This is a genomic window from Rugamonas sp. GW822-FHT03B10 (assembly GCF_058801745.1).
The window spans coordinates 251,368-268,366 of sequence record NZ_JBXANP010000003.1 but is presented as its reverse complement, the minus strand read 5'-3'; the positions used below and the strand labels follow the sequence as shown (position 1 = coordinate 268,366).

The window sequence follows — 16,999 nt, the reverse complement described above, 5'->3', positions numbered from 1 at the left end:
GGGCGCGCGTCGCCGCGCCCGTTTCCCCGTCATGGACAGTTCCGTTTTTTTTCTTTCGGCAGCGCAAATAAGTGCTGCCGGACATCACATCCTGATTTACCATAGGCAACGGTGATGCCCGTTCTGGGCGCACTTTCTTCCTCGCCAATATTGATGATCAGCCCGCCGCACCCCGCCCGGTCCGGCAAGGGGAGCGCATGCGTTTTTCCATTCTGCCGTACCTGCTGCCGGTTTTGCTCTGCCTGTTCTGCGTGGACGCCGCGCGCGCCGTCGACAGCCTGCCGACCGATGACGCCGCCATCGCGGGCGCGGCGGCCTCCCCGCGCCACGGCGCGCTGTACCGGATCAGCCATGACGGCCATATCGGTTACCTGTATGGCACCATCCACGTGGGCCGGGACGACGACACGCTGATGGCGCCCGAAGTGGCGCGCGCGCTGGCCGACGCCAGCAGCGTTGTGGTCGAGCTCGATATCCGTTCCAACGAGGCCTTCCAGACCGCCTTGCACAAGCACGGCATGTACGCGGACGGCGACAGCATCGTGCATCACGTGTCGCCGGCCACCTTGCGCCAGCTGGTGCAGGCGCTGGCGCGCGCCGGCATTCCGCTGCACGACGTGGAACGCTACAAGCCCTGGCTGATCGGCAACATGCTGCAGGGGCTGGAACTGGACCGCAATGGCTACCGGCGCAGCGGCGCCGCCGAATATATGTTGCTGGCGGCGGCCAAGCACGGGGACAAGACCGTGCGCGAACTCGAGAGCGCCGACTATCAACTGGCCATGTTCGACACGCTCGACGCCGCGCAGCAGGAACAGTACCTGCGCGAGAACCTGGCCGATCTGGAGGACGGCGATGCGCTCAAACGTTCACGCGGCCTGATTGAGGCCTGGCGCGCGGCCGACACGCCGCGCATCAACGCCGCGCTGCACGCGTTCACGGCTGGCACCTCCGTCAACGCCACCTTCATGCAGACCACCTTGCTCGGCAAGCGCAATCCGGAAATGGCCAGCGCCATCGAACGCATCCTGCTGCAGGACCGGGTCGCCTTCGTGGGGGTGGGCCTGCTGCATCTGGCCGGCGACAACGGCTTGCCGCAATTGCTCAGGCAACGCGGTTACGCCATCGAACAGTTGTACTAGGAACGTCGGCTGGCCGGGCCCGGGGTGACGGCGGCGCCGCGCGCGCTCAGTAGCGCTCCACTTTGCCGTTGCTGTAGCGAATCCGGTCGCCGACCTGGTAAGTGGGCAGGGTATCGACCACCACCGACTGTTCCGTCCCATCGTCCAGCTTCAGCTTGATGCGGTAGACCTTGTCCGTGGGCGAGCCCATGGTGCCGCCGGCGGCCGCCGCGCCCACGGCGCCCACGCCCACATCCTGCCGCATCACCTGGTCGATGGCCTGCACCACGCCGTAGGAAGTTTGCGCCATGGTCGTGCTGTTGCTGTTGCTGGTGGTACTGGTGGCGGCGTTGTTGGCGCTGCTGTTCATGCCGCCCGTGGTGCTGCTGGTGTTGCTGGTGTTGCTGGGCGTGCCGTAGCTGCTGCTGGTGCCGCCATCCGTCGAACTCATGCGGTTACTGTCCGTGCTGCTGCAGGCGGCCAGCAGCACGCACAATGCGCCCAACCAGCGTGTTGGTAGTTTGTTGTTCATGCTTTTCTCCTTGTGGGATGTTGACGCCCGGTGGTGCCGGGAGGCCAGGCAAGCCCTCCATCGCGATGGGCCGCCAACGTAAGAGTAGCCATGTCGGTGTTCGTTCGGCGCGCGATAGTGCGCATTGAGCGGGATCAAACCGCGGCGCGGCCAATTTGTATTTGGCGCAAATGATTGTCGGAAAATCATGTTCATTCCCTCGGCGAAAGAGTTGATTCAGCTCAAAAGAACGCTGTCGCGGACACGCAATAATCGACGGGTAGCCATTCACAGGACAGCCAAATGTTGACGAGCGCGACAGATAACATGATCGAGGAATTAATTGATGCGACGTATGGCGATCCGGCGGACGTGCGCCAGCGTCATGTGTTCGCGCATGCCTTGCATGGATTGGTGCGGCTCGCCAGGTCGGAGCAATTGTTGGCCATGCGCCTCGATGTCGAGCGCGCCACCGCCTCAGCTGGCCAGTGGCGCCTTGCAGCGGCGCCACAGCAGCCACATCAGACCGGAGGTCACCACGGCGGCTGTGCAGTCGACTAGCCAGTCCGACACGGCCGCATGGCGGTAGGGGAAGAAGCTCTGCACATATTCATCGAGCGCGCCCATCATGGCGATGGTGAGCACGGCCTTGGCGGCCCGCCGCGCGGCGCCGCCGGTACCGCCCGTGAACAGCAGGAAGGTCAGGCCGGCATAGGCGCACGAATGCAGCAGCACGCCGGAGGCCACCTCGCCGATATCGCGGCGGGCGCCCGGAACCGAGCCCAATACCAGGATCAGCGCGTAGAGCACGAGGGCGCCCCGGTAGCGCAGGCGCGCATGGGTATCGGTCAGCAAGATCTGGTTCAGCAGGGCGGGCATGGGCTGGGTCTGGAAAAATGATGCGAAAGATACCACGTTCCCGATAAAAAAAGAGCCCGCTGTTCAAAGCGGGCTCAAAAAACCCAAGCGGGCCAAGAGCGGTGTGGCGGGCGCCGCTGGGGGCGCCGCGCCTGGAATCCGGGTGGCACGCCGGAATGCATCCGGCGCGCCTGGCTGCAATCATGCGTATCGGGTGCATGTACTGCAGATGTGGCCAGTATAGGGGGGGAATGTGACGCGGCCATGACAGGGCGCAACATTGACAAAAAAAAGCCCGCTGATGAAAGCGGGCTTAAAACTATTTTCTTGGAGGAGAATAGTGGAGACAGGTGTAATTATGCTGCGATGCGTTATATGTGTCTAATTGTTGTTTCGGATACCTGTCATGCCTTTAAGTTATATCTCCTCGGAAACACTCAATCCTTGACAGGAACAGTGTAGTTGAGCGCCAGGCGGCCGCCGTCCACGAACAGGGTCTGGCCCGTCATGTAGCTGGCGTCGTCGCTGGCCAGGAAGGCGGCGATGGACGCCACTTCCTCCGGTTCGCCGCAGCGGCCCATCGGCGTGCGCGACAGGATGGTGTGGCGCGCCTCCGGGCTGCCCAGCACGGCCTTCTTGGCCAGTTCCGTCAGGATGGTGCCGGGGCCGATGCCGTTCACGCGCACGCCGTGCGGCGCCAGGTTGAGCGCCATCACCTTGGTCAGCTGGTTGATGCCGCCCTTGGACACGACATACGGCACCTGGTTCGGGATGGCCAGTTCCGAATTGACGCTGGACATGTTGATGATGCAGCCGCTGTGGCGCTTGACCATCTCGCGCGCCACGGCCTGGCCGCACAGGAACATGGACTTGAGGTTGATGCGCAGCACGCGGTCGAAATCCTCCTCGGTCAGGTCGAGGAAATCGGCGGCGTGGGTCACGCCGGCATTGTTGACCAGGATGTCGATCCGGCCGAAGGCGGCCAGGGTCGCGGCCACCAGCGCGTCCACGTCGGCCTTCTGGCTGACGTCGGCGGCGAAGAAGCGCGCCTGTCCGCCCAGCGCGGCGGCCGCTTGCGCGCCGTCCGGCTTGATGTCGACCAGCATGACGCTGGCCCCTTCGGCCACCAGCCGTTGGGCGCACGCCAGGCCGATGCCCTGGGTGGCGCCGGTCACAATCGCAACTTTGTCTGTCAGTTTCATAGGCTCGTTTCCATGCTGAAGGGTGAGGGCGCTTGTGGCGCCCGGTAGGGGGATGGTGTAGCGGATTTTACTCCACCGTGGCGCCCCATTTCGCGCGGGGCGCCGATGGCCGCGTTACAATTGAGGGTTTGCAATCGAATAAAGGGCACCGTCGTGAATTTCATCAATAAATTATCCGCCGCGTGGACGGCCAACGACTCCCTGCTGTGCGTGGGCCTCGACCCCGACATGGCCAAGCTGCCGGCCCGCTTCCAGTCCGCGCCGGACGGCATCTACCAGTTCTGCCGCGAGATCATCGACGCGACCGCCGACCTGGCCTGCTCGTTCAAGCCGCAGATCGCCTACTTCGCGGCGCTGGGCGCCGAACAGCAACTGGAACAGATCTGCGCCTACGCGCGCGCCAACTACCCCCACATTCCGCTGATCCTCGACGCCAAGCGCGGCGACATCGGCGCCACCGCGCGCCAGTACGCGCGCGAAGCGTTCGACCGCTACGGCGCCGACGCCGTCACCGTCAACCCCTACATGGGCTCGGACTCGGTCGAGCCCTACATGGAGTGGAGCGAGCGCGGCGTCATCATCCTGTGCCGCACGTCCAATCCGGGCGGCTCCGACCTGCAATTCCTGAACGTGGATGGCAAGCCGCTGTACCAGCACGTGGCGCGCCTGGTGGCCGAGAAGTGGAACAGCAACGGCCAGTGCGCGCTGGTGGTGGGCGCCACCTTCCCGGAGGAACTGGCGCAGGTGCGCGCCATCGTCGGCGACATGCCGCTGCTGGTGCCGGGCATCGGCGCCCAGGGCGGCGACATCGCGGCCACCGTGCGCGCGGGCCGCACGGCCGGCGGCCACGGCATGATGATCAATTCCTCGCGCGCCATCCTGTACGCGCCGCAGCAGGCCGGCGAGGACTTCGCCGCCGCCGCCCGCCGCGTGGCGCTGGAGACGCGCGACGCCATCAATCAGTACCGCGCCGGCTAAGGCGTCTTCAGCTCGACCCGCGGCCCTGTGCCGTGGGTCGGGCCGGGCGCCGACCGTCAATGACGCGCCGGCGCCACCATCTCCGCGTAGTCGTACAACTCACCCAGGATGTGCTCGCCGCGCTCGTCGGCCGTTTCCTGCAACTGGTCGATTTCGCTGAACAGTTGATCGACCGTGCGCGCGCCGGCCTCGCCATCGAACAGGCGCGCCGCGCGGTGCTGTTCCCAGTGTTCCATCTCCGCCGCCGACAGCGTCTCGGGGAAGTTGCGGGCGCGGTAGCGGAACAGCAGTTCGGCCAGCCGCGCGTCGTCGAACACGGGCGACAGCGTGGCCAGCCTGGCCGGGCTTTCCTTGCGCAGCGATTCCAGCAGGCGGCGGTCGCCCGTGCCCACGAAGCCGTTGTACAAATCCTCGTCCACATCCAGCGCCGGCGCGCCGGGCCGCTGGAACACCTCGGCCCAGATGGCCGCCATGTCCGGCACGGCCGCCGCCAGCGCCGCGTTGGCGCGGCACTGTTCGACATCGATGCCCCAGCGCGCCGCCATGGCCGGCGACAGCGTCTTCAGGTTGGACACCAGCATCGGCGACTTGTTCAGGTGGATGCTCTTGATCGGCAGGCGCGTCATGCCTTCGGGCAGCGCGTCGGCCTTGCTGAACAGGCGCAGGCGGATCGTGTCGGCGTCCAGCGCGGCCAGCTCGCGCGGGTCGTGGCTGCAGTCCCACACCAGCACCTCGTTCTTGTTGGTCGGATGCACGCCCAGCGGCCACACGATGCCGAGGCAGCCGCGCTCGGCCGGGAACATGCCCGACACGTGCAGGAACGGCGCGCGCAGCGCCGGCGCCAGATGCATGCCGATCTCGTCGGCCACGCGGTCCTTCTTGTGCAGCGCGAAGCAGAAATCGAACAGCTTGGGCTGCTTCTGCCTGATCAGGCGCGCCAGCGCGATGGTGGCGCGCACGTCCGACAGCGCGTCGTGCGCGGCCTCGTGCAGCAGGCCGTTGGCGGCGGCCAGGTGTTCGAGCCGGAAGCTCGGCTTGCCATCCTCGCGCGTGGGCCACGCGATGCCTTCCGGCCGCAGCGCATAGGTCATGCGCACCACGTCCAGCAAGTCCCAGCGGCCGCACTGGTGCTGCCATTCGCGCGCGTACGGGTCGATCAGGTTGCGCCAGAACATGAAACGGGTGATCTCGTCGTCGAAACGGATGGTGTTGTAGCCGACGCCCACCGTGCCCGGCTTGGAGAACGCCTGCTCGATGGTGGCCGCGAACTGGTGTTCCGGCACGCCCCATTCCAGACACTGCTGCGGCGTGATGCCGGTGATCAGGCACGATTGTGGGTCGGGCAGGAAATCGTTGGCCGGCTTGCAGTAGAGCATGATCGGCTCGCCGATCTCGTTCAGGTCGGCATCGGTGCGGATGGCGGCGAACTGGGCGGGGCGGTCGCGGCGCGCCTGCGCGCCGAAGGTTTCATAGTCGTGCCAAAGGAAGGTATGGGTGGTCATGGAATTGTCGAAAATACTGCAGTTTTCTGGCCGCGGGCCGATAGTATAAGGTGAGCGGTCGGGCAACGCCTGCGGACACCCCGGCAGCGCCGCGTGCGCCCGATCCGCCGCGTCCGGTGGCATGGCCGCCGGTCGCCAGTCTGTCCAGTATGCTGGGGCAAGGAGCGCCATCATGTCAAATCACGTTTCCGTCAACGCCACCGTGGCGGCGCCGACCGCCCCGGCCGGCGTGGCGGCCAGCCAGCAGACGGACGGGGCCGGACCGGCGCCGGCCGCCCAGGCCAAGCTGCAACTGAACGCGTCCATCGTGCAGGCGTCGCTGACGGTGTCGATCGGCGCCCAGGACGATCCGCTGGCGCTGCTGCTCAAGTCGGCGCTGACCGGCATCAACGAGGCGTTGCGCGGCCAGTTCGGCGACAACGCGATCCAGAACGCCATGGGGCAGGACAACACGCCGGAGGGCACGGCGGGCCGCATCGTGGCGCTGTCGACGGCGTTCTATGGCGCCTACCAGAAGCAGCACGCGGGCGAGGACCCGGAGCAGATGCTGACCAACTTCATGGCCACCATCAAGGGCGGGATGGAGCAGGGCTTCAAGGAGGCGCGCGACATCCTCACCGGCCTGAACGTGCTGAACGGCGACATCGCCGGCAACGTCGACAAGACCTACGAACTGGTGCAGAAAGGCTACGCCGATTTCGAGGCGGCCCAGCGCAAGTCCGGCGCGTCGTCGGCGACGCCGGCGCAGGCGACACCGGCAACGCAGGCGACCGCGCCGGCCACGGCGGCCGTCACGCAGACGGCGTCCGTGTCGGCCCAGGCATCGGTGGTGGCCAAGCCGGCGGCCGGCGCGGCCGGGTGAGCGCTCAGGCCGCCAGCTGTTGCAGGGCCACGCGGTTGCGGCCCGCCTCCTTGGCGCGGTACAGGGCGGCGTCGGCGGCCGCGATCAGCGCTTGCTCATCCTGGTCCGCTTGCAGGGTGGCCACGCCCAGCGAGGCCGTGATGTGCGGCAGCGGCAGCCGCATGTCGCCGAACACGACGGCTTGCCGCATCCGTTCGCACAGCCGCTCGGCCACGGTGCTGGCCACCTTGTCGCTGGTGTCGGGCAGCAGCACCATCATTTCCTCGCCGCCATAGCGCACCGCGCAATCGGTGGGGCGCAGCGCGCCGCTCAGCACCTGGGCCGCCGTGCGCAGCGCCTGGTCGCCGGCCAGGTGGCCATGGCTGTCGTTGAACCTCTTGAAGTGGTCGAGGTCGATCATGATCAGCGCCAGCGGCGTGCCGGCCGCGTGGGCCGTGGCCACCATGGTCGGCAGCACATCGTTGAGCCAGGCCCGGTTGTACAGGCCCGTGAGGCCGTCGATCATCGACAGCTGGCGGTAGAACTCGCCCAGCTTCTGGCGCCGGCGCAACTGGGCGTTGGCGGCGCGGATGCGGAACGACAGCAGCCGCAGCAGGTTGCGCGCGAGCGCGTTCGAGGCGTCGATCAGCTGCCAGACGAGATCGGCTTCGATCACCAGCAAGTCGCTCTGCTCGAGCGCCGTGATCGAGGCCAGGTTGGCTTCCTCGTCCAGCACCGATTGCTCGCCCACGCTTTCGCCCGGCAGCACCTTGCTGACGGTGCCGTCGGCCATGCCGGTGCGGGTGTCGGCCGCCACCGCCAACGCGCCGCGCAGCACGATGTAGAGCCGGGCCTGCTGGCCGTGGGCCACCGGCTGGCCCGCCTCCACCCGGATGACGGCGCAGCCGGCCAGGCGCCGCGCGATGGCGGGCGCGTCATCGGAGCCGCGGAACAGGTGCAGTTCGCTGAGCTGATGGCCGGACGCGCCAAAGGTGCTGATGTGTTTCACGATCGTCTTTCAGGGGGAACGCGGCTGCCAACATGCAAGCCTTGGGCATTATCATAGCGCAAACAATGTTGCCACGGCCCGTAAGGCCCAAACCGGGGTCAGGTCATGCCTCCGGGCAGTTTGCGCGAAGGCATGACCTGACCCCGGTTTGGGGGGGCTTTTGACCTTGGTTGGTCGCCGTGTTTCAATAGCGACATTCTTCGCTACCGGGACAAATCGGATGAGCTTCATCGACGCCATCGGCCAGCCACACGAGGCCGCGCCACAGGCCCGCATCGTATCGCTGGTGCCCTCCATCACGGAATTGCTGTGCGAGCTGGGCCTGGCGGGCCGGATCGTCGGCCGCACGGGGTTCTGCATCCATCCGGCCGACGTGGTGCAGGCCATCCCCAAGATCGGCGGCACCAAGGACGTCAATCTGGACAAGATCCGCCAGCTGGCGCCCACCCACCTGGTGGTCAACATCGACGAGAACGAGAAGCCCACGGTCGATGCGCTGGCCGAATTCGTGCCCCACATCGTCGTCACCCATCCGAACCAGCCCTACGACAACGTGGCGCTGGCGCGCTTGATGGGCGGGGTGTTCTGCGCTGAGGAGCGGGCGCAGGCGTGGTGCGCCGCGTTCGAGGAGGAACACCGGGCGCTGCGCGCGCGGCAGGCGGCGGCGCCGGCGCGGCCGCAGACCATGTTGTACTGCATCTGGCAGGATCCGTGGATGAGCGTGTCGCGCGACACCTACATCGCCAGCATGCTCGCCGAGATCGGCTGGCAGGTGCCGGACCTGGGGGAGGGCCGTTATCCGCGCTTCGCGTGGACGCCGGAACTGCTGGCGTCGATCGACGGCGTGCTGTTGTCGAGCGAACCGTACCGCTTCACGGACGCGCATTGCGATGCGTTGGAGCGCCAGATCGGCAAGCCGGTGCTGCTGGTCGATGGGGAGATGATGTCGTGGTATGGCAGCCGGTCGCTGCAGGGATTGCGCTATCTGCGCCAGCTGGCGCAGCGCTGACGGCGCGCCGCGCGTCGTGGCGGCGGGCCGTCCGGGCCGTATCAGTCAGCCGCTTCGGTGGCGCCATCCGGGACGGTGGCGCGCAGTTTGCTGTCGTACAGGCGGCCTAGGGCGCTGTCGATGGCGCGCTTGAGCTTGTCGGCGGAGCCGCTGATGGCCTGGTGCAGCGTGGCGGCGTGGTCGCTCACGGCGATCGGCTGGTAGCCGGTCACGCGCGCTTCCATCAGGCAGCGATTGTCGCCGTCGCCCGATTTCTGGCTGTTGTTGTCGCTAAGGTGGACTTCGACCCGGCTGATATGCTCGCCAAACCGGCTGAGGGCGGCGCTGACGACAGATTGCACATGTTCGTCCAGGCCTGCATGACGTTCGATGGTTTTATCGGTGTTGATATTGATCTGCATATGCTTACTCCCGGTTATACAAGAAGGCAGGGTCAAAGCATCGCGCTTCGAGGCCGACGCATGGCGCGGCCGGTGTGCACCCAAACCTGGTGGCCTCATCGCCTCGCACACGGTTTTATCTTACTCCTTTTCGGCGGCCGCGAAAGCCATGTCGGATCATGGCCCTACGACGTGCTCAGGTATTGATAATGCCCGCTGCAATATTGATCGACAGCCCCAATATGACCAGGTTGAAGAAGAAGCTGAGCACCGACTGGCCCAGCACCAGCTTGCGCATCAGCGGCGCGCGCACCGTCACGTCCGACGTTTGCGCGGCCACCGCGATGGTGAACGCGAAGTACAGAAAGTCCCAGTAGTCGGGCTGTTGCTCGCCGTCGGGGAAGGCCAGCGGCGGCGCGCCCGGTTCGGTGTAGTACAGGTGGGCGTAGTGGACGGTGAACAGCACGCCGACCAGGAACCACGAGCCGAGCAGCGTGAGCACGGCCAGGCCGTAGTGCCAGGCCCGCTCGTCGGCGGCCACGTCCTTGAGTGTCGACAGCTGCGACACGATGGCCACCAGGCTGGTCAGCGCGGCCACGCTCAGGGTGGCCAGGATCACGGGCGAGCGCTCGTCCTGGCGCGCCGCGAGGCGTTTGACGGTGCGGTGGTCGGCGCGCATCATCATCCAGGCCATGGTCAGCAGATAGCCCCAGGTGCCGGCGTCCCACGCCACCAGCAGGCGCGTCAGCCACGACCACGCGCCCGGCAGGAACGGCGCCACCACCGCGCCCAGCGCGATGGCGCCCACCAGGTGCGGACGGCTGCGGACGAAGCCGCGCAACGGGAGCTGGACGCGCATCGTCATGGGGCCGGGGCGGCGCTGGCCGTCACGGCTGGTTGAGGTCGGCCTCGGTGGTGAAGGCGTCCGCGTAGAACTCGTCGGCCGGCAGTTTGCACTGGGCCGTGAAGTCCTGGCGGGCCGTGTCCACCATGATGGGCGCGCCGCACGCATACACCTGGTGGCCGGACAGGTCGGGCAGGTCGGCCATCACGGCCTGGTGCACGAAGCCGGTGCGGCCCTGCCAGTTGTCCTCGGCCAGCGCGTTCGACACCACCGGCACGTACTGGAAGTTGGGCAGCTCGGCGGCCCACTGGCGGCACAGCGTGTCCATGTACAGGTCCTGCGGCCGGCGGCCGCCCCAGTACAGCGTCATGGGGCGGGTCGCGCCTTGCTGCACCAGGTGTTCGACGATGGCCTTGATCGGCGCGAAGCCGGTGCCCGACGCCAGCAGCACCATCGGCTTGTCGCTGTCGTCGCGCACGAAGAAGGTGCCCAGCGGGCCTTCGAAGCGCAGGATGTCGCGTTCCTTGAGCGTGGTGAACACCTGCTCGGTGAACAGGCCGCCCGGCATGTGGCGGATGTGCAGCGCCAGCGGCTGCTCCGATTCGGGCGCCGTGGCCACGCTGTAGCTGCGGCGTTTGCCATCGCGCAGCATGAACTCGATATACTGGCCGGCGCGGTACTTGAGCTTCTCGTTGGCCGGCAGTTGCAGCGTCAGCACCACCACGTCCGGCGCCACCTTCTCGATGGTGCTCACGCGCGACGGCATTTTCTTGACCGGGTAGTCGCTGCTGCCTTCCACTTCGCGCGCCTCGATCACCAGGTCGCTGTGGGCGGTGGCGCAGCAGAACAGCGACCAGCCGGCGCTTTCCTCCTCCGGCGTCAGCGCTTTCTGCTGGTGCGCCTTGTGGCTGACCGTGCCCGAGACGACCTTGCCCTTGCACGAGCTGCAGGCGCCGTTCTTGCAACCGTAGGGGATGCCGACCCCGGCGCGCATGGCCGCCGTCAGGACGGTTTCGTCTTCCTCACAGGTGAATTGATGGCCGCTGGGCTGTACAGTGATTTGAAACGTCATACAATCTTTCACATGAAAAAAACAGTTATTCGAAAATTCCACCGGCCGCGCCTGCTCATCCTCGGCTGCGGCGATGTCGGCATGCGTCTGCTGCCGCTGTTGCGCACACAGTTCCGCGTGTTCGCCGTCACCAGCCAGCCCGCCCGCCGCGCCGAGCTGCGCGCGCTGGGCGCGGTGCCGGTCGTGGCCGACCTGGACCGGCCCGAAACGCTGCGCCGCCTGAAAGGCCTGGCGCAGTATGTCGTGCATCTGGCGCCGCCCCAGTCGGACGGCGCGCGCGACCTGCGCACGCGCCATGTGACCGCCATTCTACCTGACCATGGACGGCTGGTTTACGTCAGCACCAGCGGCGTGTATGGCGATTGCGGCGGCGCGCTGATCGACGAGAGCCGGCCGGTGGCGCCCCGCAACGGCCGCGCACTGCGGCGGGTGGACGCGGAGCAGGTGCTGCGGGCCTGGGCCGTGCGCAGCGGCGCCACGCTGGCCATCCTGCGCGTACCCGGCATCTATGCGGGCGACCGTTTGCCACTGCGGCGGCTGCACGAGGGCACGCCGGCGCTGGTCGAGGCCGACGATGTGTACACCAACCATATCCACGCCGACGACCTGGCCCGCATCGTCGCGCGCGCGCTGCTGCGCGGGCAGGCGAACCGTGTCTACCACGCGGTCGACGACAGCGACATGAAGATGGGCCAGTATTTCGACGTGGTGGCCGACGCCTTCGGGCTGGCGCGCGCGCCGCGCCTGCCGCGCGCCGAGCTGGAGCGCGTGGTCACGCCGACGCTGCTGTCGTTCATGTCCGAATCGCGGCGCATGCGCAACACGCGGCTGAAACGGGAGCTCGGCGTGCGCCTGCGCTATCCGACGGTGGGATCGGCGCTGTCGGGCGGCTGCGGCTGCCAATCGGGCTGCCGGGGATGAGTGCGGGGTGCGTGTCGATCGCACCACATTGTTTTAATTTTTCAGCAATGATCACCGGGTACTGTTGGTAGAATCACGTGCAAAAATGAAAGGTTGTAATTCGGAAAGTTTTTCCGGGCCGCCTTTCCACGTCGATTCATCCAAACAAGGGTAACCATGCTGATTTTCTCTTCCAGCCGCGCCGGCGCGCGCTGGACCACTTTCGCCTGCGCGGGCGCCATGCTGGCGCTGGCCGGCTGCGGCGGCAGCGATCCGTCCACGCGGGGCGCCAGCCAGGCGGCGCTGATCGTGCCGGCCGGCGACAATGTCGTGCTGCAATGGGAACAGGCCAACATCGAGGCCATCCGCACCGTCAAACTGGGGCCGCCGATCTCGGCGCGCGGACTGGCCATGGTCTCGACCGCGATGTACGACGCCTGGGCGGCGTACGACGCGCACGCCAACGGCACGCGCTACGGCGACACACTGCGGCGCCCGGCCGGCGAGCGCACCGATAGCTACAAATCGAAGGCGATCAGCTATGCGGCGCTGGAGACGCTGCTCGACCTCTACCCGAGCCAGAAAGGCAGTCTGGAGGCGCTGATGGTCAAGCTCGGCTACGACCCCGCCGTGCGCTCGACCGACCCCGCCACGCCGGAGGGCGTCGGCCATCTGGCGGCCCAGGCCGTGCTGGCCTACCGCCACGTGGACGGCGCCAACCAGCTGGGCGAGCTGGCGCCGCCCGGCCCGGGCGGCAACCCCGTGCCATACGCCGACTACACCGGCTATGTGCCGGTCAATCCGGCCATGACGGTGGCGGCGACCACGCCGCTGGCCGCCATGCCGCATCCGGAGTCCTGGCAGCCATTGCGCTATGCGAACCCGGCGGGCGCCATCGTGACCCCGGCCTACAGCGCGCCGCACTGGGGCAAGGTGCTGGGCTTCGCGCTGACGCGCAGCGACCAGTTCCGGCCGGCCGCGCCGGCCGCGTTCGGCAGCGCCGACTATGTGGCGCAAGCGCAGGAAATCATCGATCTGACGGCAGCGCTGGACGACCGCCAGAAGTGCATGGCCGACTACTGGGCCGACGGCCCCAATTCGGAACAGCCGCCCGGCCACTGGCATTTGTTCGCCCAGCTCGTGTCGGGGCGCGACAAGCACACGCTCGACGACGACGCCAAGATGTATTTCGCCCTGTCCAACGCCGTGTTCGACGCCGGCATCGGCGCCTGGGAAGCGAAGCGCTACTACAACACCTCGCGCCCGATCACGGCCGTGCGTTACCTGTTCAATGGCAAGCGCATCCGTGGCTGGGGCGGCCCCGGCCTGGACAACGTGGACATGGATGGCGCGGCCTGGATTCCATTCCAGCCCGGCTCCTTCCCCGTGCCGCCGTTCGCGGAATATGTGAGCGGCCACAGCGCGTTCAGCGCGGCGGCGGCCGAGGTGCTGCGCCGCTACACGGGCGCCGACACCTTCGTCGCCAGCGTGACGGTGCCGGCCCACAGCCTCAAGGCCGAACCGGCGTCGCCGGCGGCGGACGTGGTGCTGGCGTGGCGCACGTTCTCGGAGGCGGCGGACGAGGCGGGCATGTCGCGCCGTTATGGCGGCATCCATTTCCGCGCCGGCGACGAGGCGGGCCGTCAGCTCGGGCGCAGTGCCGGCGCGCAAGCCTATCTGAAGGCGGCGTCGTTCTGGCAGGGCGACGCGCGGCCCTGATGACGGCGCGCGCGTGCGGCCCGGCCAGCCGGGCCGCCGGGGCCGGTCAGCGTTTCTTTTGCACGCGCTGCTGGTGCACGCGCTGCTGCTGTTTCTGCTGCGTGCGCTGCTTGTTCTGGCGGGCCTCGTACAGGGCCGCCGCTTCTTTTTTCGCCTGTTCGACCGTGCGCAGTTCGGGCTGGTCGTCGTGGGTGACGAAATGGTCGGCGGCCTGGGCGTCCATCACCAGCTTGATGGCGGCGTCGTCGGCCATGTCGTACAGCTCGGTGAGCAGGGTGGTTATTTCGTCGAGGAATTCTTCGTAGGTCATGGCGGTCTTCTTATGCGTTGCGGTCGGACGGGGTCGTCATTCTAGCGCAACACCGCCGCCGGGCCGCCACCACGTTGCAAGTCAGGTGTAAGCTTGGTGCTGCAGACTTGTAAGACGAGTTGCATGATGTATATCAACCAGGCGGCCCTATGATACGATATGGTGAGCCAAATCGTCGTGGCGGCTGCGGAAATCGGTTAGCTGGCCGTTAATGACTATATCGCCGGCGCAAGCTGGCGACGACCGTGAAGGAGCGCGACATGCCTACCTCATTGCATCCGACCAAGGAGCAGGTCCGGGCTTACATGCATTTGCGTGAATTCGATCGCCGTCCCCCTCCCACCCCGGACGAGATCCGCCGCCAGCTGGGCTGGTATGGCGACTCGCACTGTGGCGTCCTCTCCACAGGCCAAGGCCTGTTCCTCCCGGGCACAATCGCCCAGTTGGCCACGCTGTTGGCCGTCGAATGGTGTTTCCTCGCAGCAGGTTTCAGCCGCTCACGCTAAGGTTTTTTACTTATTTCGCAAGGAAAATGTTCCTACCACAAGAAATAGGCGTAAAATCTCTCTAAATCTCACAGAAATGTCTGATGAGTTAGCCTTACGTTAACGGAAGCGTGTATTATCCCGGCCGCGCGTCGGATGCCAGCAGGAAAGTTGGCGTTCGGGGCTGCGATCGAGGTAATGAAGCTACATATTTTTTATTTGAGTGTCGTTTTCTTACCAAGAGACGGCCGGAAACCTAGTGAACATCATGTCTATCAAAGAAATCACCGCGTCGCCTACGTACAACCCGAACCGTGTGCTGGACGCCATCATTGAGAAACTGCAACTGAAAAATGATGCGGCCCTGTCGCGCGCGCTGGAAGTCGCACCGCCCGTGATCAGCAAGATCCGCCACAACACGCTGCCGATCGGCGCGACCATCCTGATCCGCATGCACGAGATCAGCGATTTCAGCATCCGCGAACTGCGCGAGCTGATGGCCGCCTGAGCAGCCACACCCGACGGCGCGGGCGCAGCCTGACGCCGTCGTTGCCGCGTTCGCCAGGCCCGACGGGTCTGGCATGACGGCGCCGTCCGGCGTACCGTCCTTTCCGTGTTGTCCTTCCCTTGTTGCGGCGCCTTGGCGTGCCGGCTGCGCGCCCGGTGCCGGCCTTGCGGCCCGCCCGCGTTCGTCGCCTTCGCCGTCAGGCCGTGGTGCTGATGGTCGTGCCTATCTTCTGGCCCTGCGTGTTGACGGCCGGTGCGGGAGGCGGCGGCGGCGGCGCGGCGGCGACCTGTTCGGCGGCCGGCTTCTGCGCCGGCTTGGGCTGCTGCGCTGGCGGCGCCGGTGGCGCCTGGACGGCGGCGCTGCTGCTGGTGTTGACGGCGTTGACGCTCATGATGCCCTCCGCGAAATGATGAAAAAATGCCGGCGGTCCTTGCGAACCCCGGCATCCTGGTCTGGCCGCTGGCGGCCGTGCCGCCAGCAGGTGCGCGCTCAGGCGCCCAGGCGCGGCCGCACCGTGTACATGCTGTCCGCCTTGGGCGCGATCGCCGCGCCGGAATAAGCCGTTTGCTGGTCTGCCTGTAATCCAGAATAGGCTATTTTGTTGGCGTGCGCATCAGAAATCGCGGCGCCCGAATAGGCCACCGTCTGCGCGCCCGAGTACGCCGTCTCCCTGGCCTGTTTGGTGGCCGCGCCCGAGTAGGCGACCGTCTGCGCGCCCGAGTAGGCCGTTTGCTTGGCCTGCTGGGTGGCGGCGCCCGAATAGGCGACCGTCTGCGCGCCCGAGTAGGCCGTCTCGCTGGCTTGTTTGGTGGCGGCGCCCGAGTAGGCCACCGTCTGCGCGCCCGAGTAGGCCGTTTGCTTGGCCTGCTGGGTGGCCGCGCCCGAATAGGCGACCGTCTGCGCGCCGGAATAGGCCGTTTCGCCCGCTTGCCTGGTGGCCGCGCCCGAGTAGGCCGTTTCCGCGCCGCTGGCCTGCACGGCCGCGCCGGAGTAGGCGGGACGGGCGCTGCGGTCGTAGCTCTCGCCGAAGGTCGCCTCGTACAGTTCGCGCATGCGCTCGCCCACGCGGTGGTGCACTTGCTCGTCGTCCTCGCCGCGCAGCCCGATGTAGGGGAAGTGGTGCAGGAAGTAGCCGAACACGGCGTCGCAGTCGGCCGCGTATTTCATCGTGTCCAGGATGTGATAGTGCCAGAAGATGTCGACGTCCATCAGCGGCGCGGTTTGCTCGTGCGGAAAGGTTTTCATCAGGTACAGGAAACGGCGGTACTCGAACTCGACCGCATTGGCCTGCTCCAGCGACCATCCTTCGCCGGACTCTTCATGCATCAGTTTGACCTTGATCGGTTCCAGGTCCAGGTCGGCGATTGCTTGAAAGCTGTCATGTGAAATCATGGGTGAAATCCCTTTGCCTTGAGTGAGTTGAAAACGAAGTTGCTGGCGTGCCGGCGCGCCGCCGGTGGCGGTGGCCTTTGATGCGGTGTAGCCCGGACCGCGCTGCTACGGAGGTCGGGTAGCAGTAAGTTGATGCATATCAACATCCCCAGTATATTCGGCGCGCCGCCGATTTCAACATGAAATTCAAAAATTTGTCGGTAATCGGCACTATGAGAATGACTTTCAAAATGGCAGTAAGTCGGCGCCCGTGACCTCAGCGCCGCGCGGCCCCAGGATGGCGTGCCGCTCCGTGTTGGAATGGAGAATTGTTGCTTATGGAAAAGACCACCTTGTTGATATTTCTCAAAGGATGAGC

The 16,999-nt window shown here is 66.4% G+C and carries 19 protein-coding genes; 8 read left to right on the top strand and 11 right to left on the bottom strand.

The window, feature by feature from the left end; translation table 11 throughout:
• Positions 1–197: 197 nt before the first annotated feature.
• A complete protein-coding gene (locus AC1RQG_RS07175) occupies positions 198–1,142 on the top strand; it encodes a TraB/GumN family protein (protein WP_493129756.1) in 945 nt (314 codons plus the stop codon).
• Between the two features lie 46 nt (positions 1,143–1,188).
• On the opposite strand, the gene AC1RQG_RS07170 is transcribed toward AC1RQG_RS07175, so the two are convergent.
• The 3 genes from AC1RQG_RS07170 to AC1RQG_RS07160 form a co-directional block, all read right to left on the bottom strand.
• On the bottom strand, positions 1,189–1,653 hold the full coding sequence (locus tag AC1RQG_RS07170; RefSeq protein WP_493129755.1) for a hypothetical protein: 465 nt from the start codon (positions 1,651–1,653) through the stop codon (positions 1,189–1,191).
• 456 nt (positions 1,654–2,109) lie between these two features.
• Positions 2,110–2,511, bottom strand: coding sequence for a VanZ family protein (locus AC1RQG_RS07165; RefSeq protein ID WP_493129753.1), 402 nt, complete (start codon positions 2,509–2,511; stop codon positions 2,110–2,112).
• Positions 2,512–2,927: 416 nt separating this feature from the next.
• Entirely contained in the window at positions 2,928–3,692 is a 765-nt protein-coding gene (locus tag AC1RQG_RS07160) for an SDR family NAD(P)-dependent oxidoreductase (RefSeq protein WP_493129751.1), read from the bottom strand.
• Positions 3,693–3,845: 153 nt separating this feature from the next.
• On the opposite strand from AC1RQG_RS07160, the gene pyrF reads away from it, so the two are divergent.
• Positions 3,846–4,670: an orotidine-5'-phosphate decarboxylase gene (pyrF, locus tag AC1RQG_RS07155; RefSeq protein WP_493129749.1), complete on the top strand. Its 825-nt coding sequence runs from the start codon at positions 3,846–3,848 to the stop codon at positions 4,668–4,670.
• A gap of 56 nt (positions 4,671–4,726) precedes the next feature.
• Here pyrF and sbcB read toward each other — a convergent pair whose 3' ends face one another.
• Entirely contained in the window at positions 4,727–6,172 is a 1,446-nt protein-coding gene (gene sbcB / locus AC1RQG_RS07150) for an exodeoxyribonuclease I (RefSeq protein ID WP_493129747.1), read from the bottom strand.
• A 172-nt stretch (positions 6,173–6,344) separates the two neighbouring features.
• Between sbcB and AC1RQG_RS07145 the strand changes: the two genes are divergently transcribed.
• On the top strand, positions 6,345–7,034 hold the full coding sequence (locus tag AC1RQG_RS07145) for a DUF5610 domain-containing protein (RefSeq protein ID WP_493129745.1): 690 nt from the start codon (positions 6,345–6,347) through the stop codon (positions 7,032–7,034).
• A 4-nt stretch (positions 7,035–7,038) separates the two neighbouring features.
• Here AC1RQG_RS07145 and AC1RQG_RS07140 read toward each other — a convergent pair whose 3' ends face one another.
• Positions 7,039–8,022 carry a GGDEF domain-containing protein gene (locus AC1RQG_RS07140; protein WP_493129743.1) on the bottom strand — a complete coding sequence of 328 codons (984 nt, stop codon included), beginning with the start codon at positions 8,020–8,022 and terminating at the stop codon, positions 7,039–7,041.
• A 220-nt stretch (positions 8,023–8,242) separates the two neighbouring features.
• On the opposite strand from AC1RQG_RS07140, the gene AC1RQG_RS07135 reads away from it, so the two are divergent.
• Positions 8,243–9,031 (top strand): helical backbone metal receptor, encoded by a 789-nt coding sequence (locus AC1RQG_RS07135; RefSeq protein ID WP_493129742.1) that lies wholly within the window; start codon positions 8,243–8,245, stop codon positions 9,029–9,031.
• Positions 9,032–9,072: 41 nt separating this feature from the next.
• Here the strand turns inward: AC1RQG_RS07135 and AC1RQG_RS07130 are convergent, their stop codons facing one another.
• The 3 genes from AC1RQG_RS07130 to AC1RQG_RS07120 form a co-directional block, all read right to left on the bottom strand.
• The gene (locus AC1RQG_RS07130) at positions 9,073–9,432 is read right to left on the bottom strand and encodes an HPF/RaiA family ribosome-associated protein (protein ID WP_493129741.1); all 360 of its coding nucleotides are present in this window, start codon (positions 9,430–9,432) and stop codon (positions 9,073–9,075) included.
• 175 nt (positions 9,433–9,607) lie between these two features.
• A complete protein-coding gene (locus AC1RQG_RS07125) occupies positions 9,608–10,276 on the bottom strand; it encodes a DUF1345 domain-containing protein (RefSeq protein WP_493129740.1) in 669 nt (222 codons plus the stop codon).
• A gap of 22 nt (positions 10,277–10,298) precedes the next feature.
• Positions 10,299–11,327, bottom strand: a complete 1,029-nt coding sequence (locus AC1RQG_RS07120) for a CDP-6-deoxy-delta-3,4-glucoseen reductase (protein WP_493129739.1) — start codon at positions 11,325–11,327, stop codon at positions 10,299–10,301.
• 12 nt (positions 11,328–11,339) lie between these two features.
• On the opposite strand from AC1RQG_RS07120, the gene AC1RQG_RS07115 reads away from it, so the two are divergent.
• On the top strand, positions 11,340–12,248 hold the full coding sequence (locus AC1RQG_RS07115; RefSeq protein WP_493129737.1) for an NAD-dependent epimerase/dehydratase family protein: 909 nt from the start codon (positions 11,340–11,342) through the stop codon (positions 12,246–12,248).
• A gap of 156 nt (positions 12,249–12,404) precedes the next feature.
• Positions 12,405–13,946 carry a vanadium-dependent haloperoxidase gene (locus AC1RQG_RS07110; RefSeq protein WP_493129735.1) on the top strand — a complete coding sequence of 514 codons (1,542 nt, stop codon included), beginning with the start codon at positions 12,405–12,407 and terminating at the stop codon, positions 13,944–13,946.
• Between the two features lie 46 nt (positions 13,947–13,992).
• On the opposite strand, the gene AC1RQG_RS07105 is transcribed toward AC1RQG_RS07110, so the two are convergent.
• Positions 13,993–14,256, bottom strand: a complete 264-nt coding sequence (locus AC1RQG_RS07105) for a hypothetical protein (RefSeq protein ID WP_493129733.1) — start codon at positions 14,254–14,256, stop codon at positions 13,993–13,995.
• Between the two features lie 260 nt (positions 14,257–14,516).
• On the opposite strand from AC1RQG_RS07105, the gene AC1RQG_RS07100 reads away from it, so the two are divergent.
• Both AC1RQG_RS07100 and AC1RQG_RS07095 read left to right on the top strand, forming a co-directional pair.
• Entirely contained in the window at positions 14,517–14,762 is a 246-nt protein-coding gene (locus AC1RQG_RS07100) for a hypothetical protein (protein ID WP_493129731.1), read from the top strand.
• 247 nt (positions 14,763–15,009) lie between these two features.
• Positions 15,010–15,249 carry a hypothetical protein gene (locus AC1RQG_RS07095; RefSeq protein WP_008445950.1) on the top strand — a complete coding sequence of 80 codons (240 nt, stop codon included), beginning with the start codon at positions 15,010–15,012 and terminating at the stop codon, positions 15,247–15,249.
• Between the two features lie 196 nt (positions 15,250–15,445).
• On the opposite strand, the gene AC1RQG_RS07090 is transcribed toward AC1RQG_RS07095, so the two are convergent.
• Both AC1RQG_RS07090 and AC1RQG_RS07085 read right to left on the bottom strand, forming a co-directional pair.
• Positions 15,446–15,640 (bottom strand): hypothetical protein, encoded by a 195-nt coding sequence (locus AC1RQG_RS07090; RefSeq protein ID WP_493129729.1) that lies wholly within the window; start codon positions 15,638–15,640, stop codon positions 15,446–15,448.
• Between the two features lie 98 nt (positions 15,641–15,738).
• On the bottom strand, positions 15,739–16,641 hold the full coding sequence (locus tag AC1RQG_RS07085; RefSeq protein ID WP_493129727.1) for a glycine-rich domain-containing protein: 903 nt from the start codon (positions 16,639–16,641) through the stop codon (positions 15,739–15,741).
• Between the last annotated feature and the right edge of the window lie 358 nt (positions 16,642–16,999).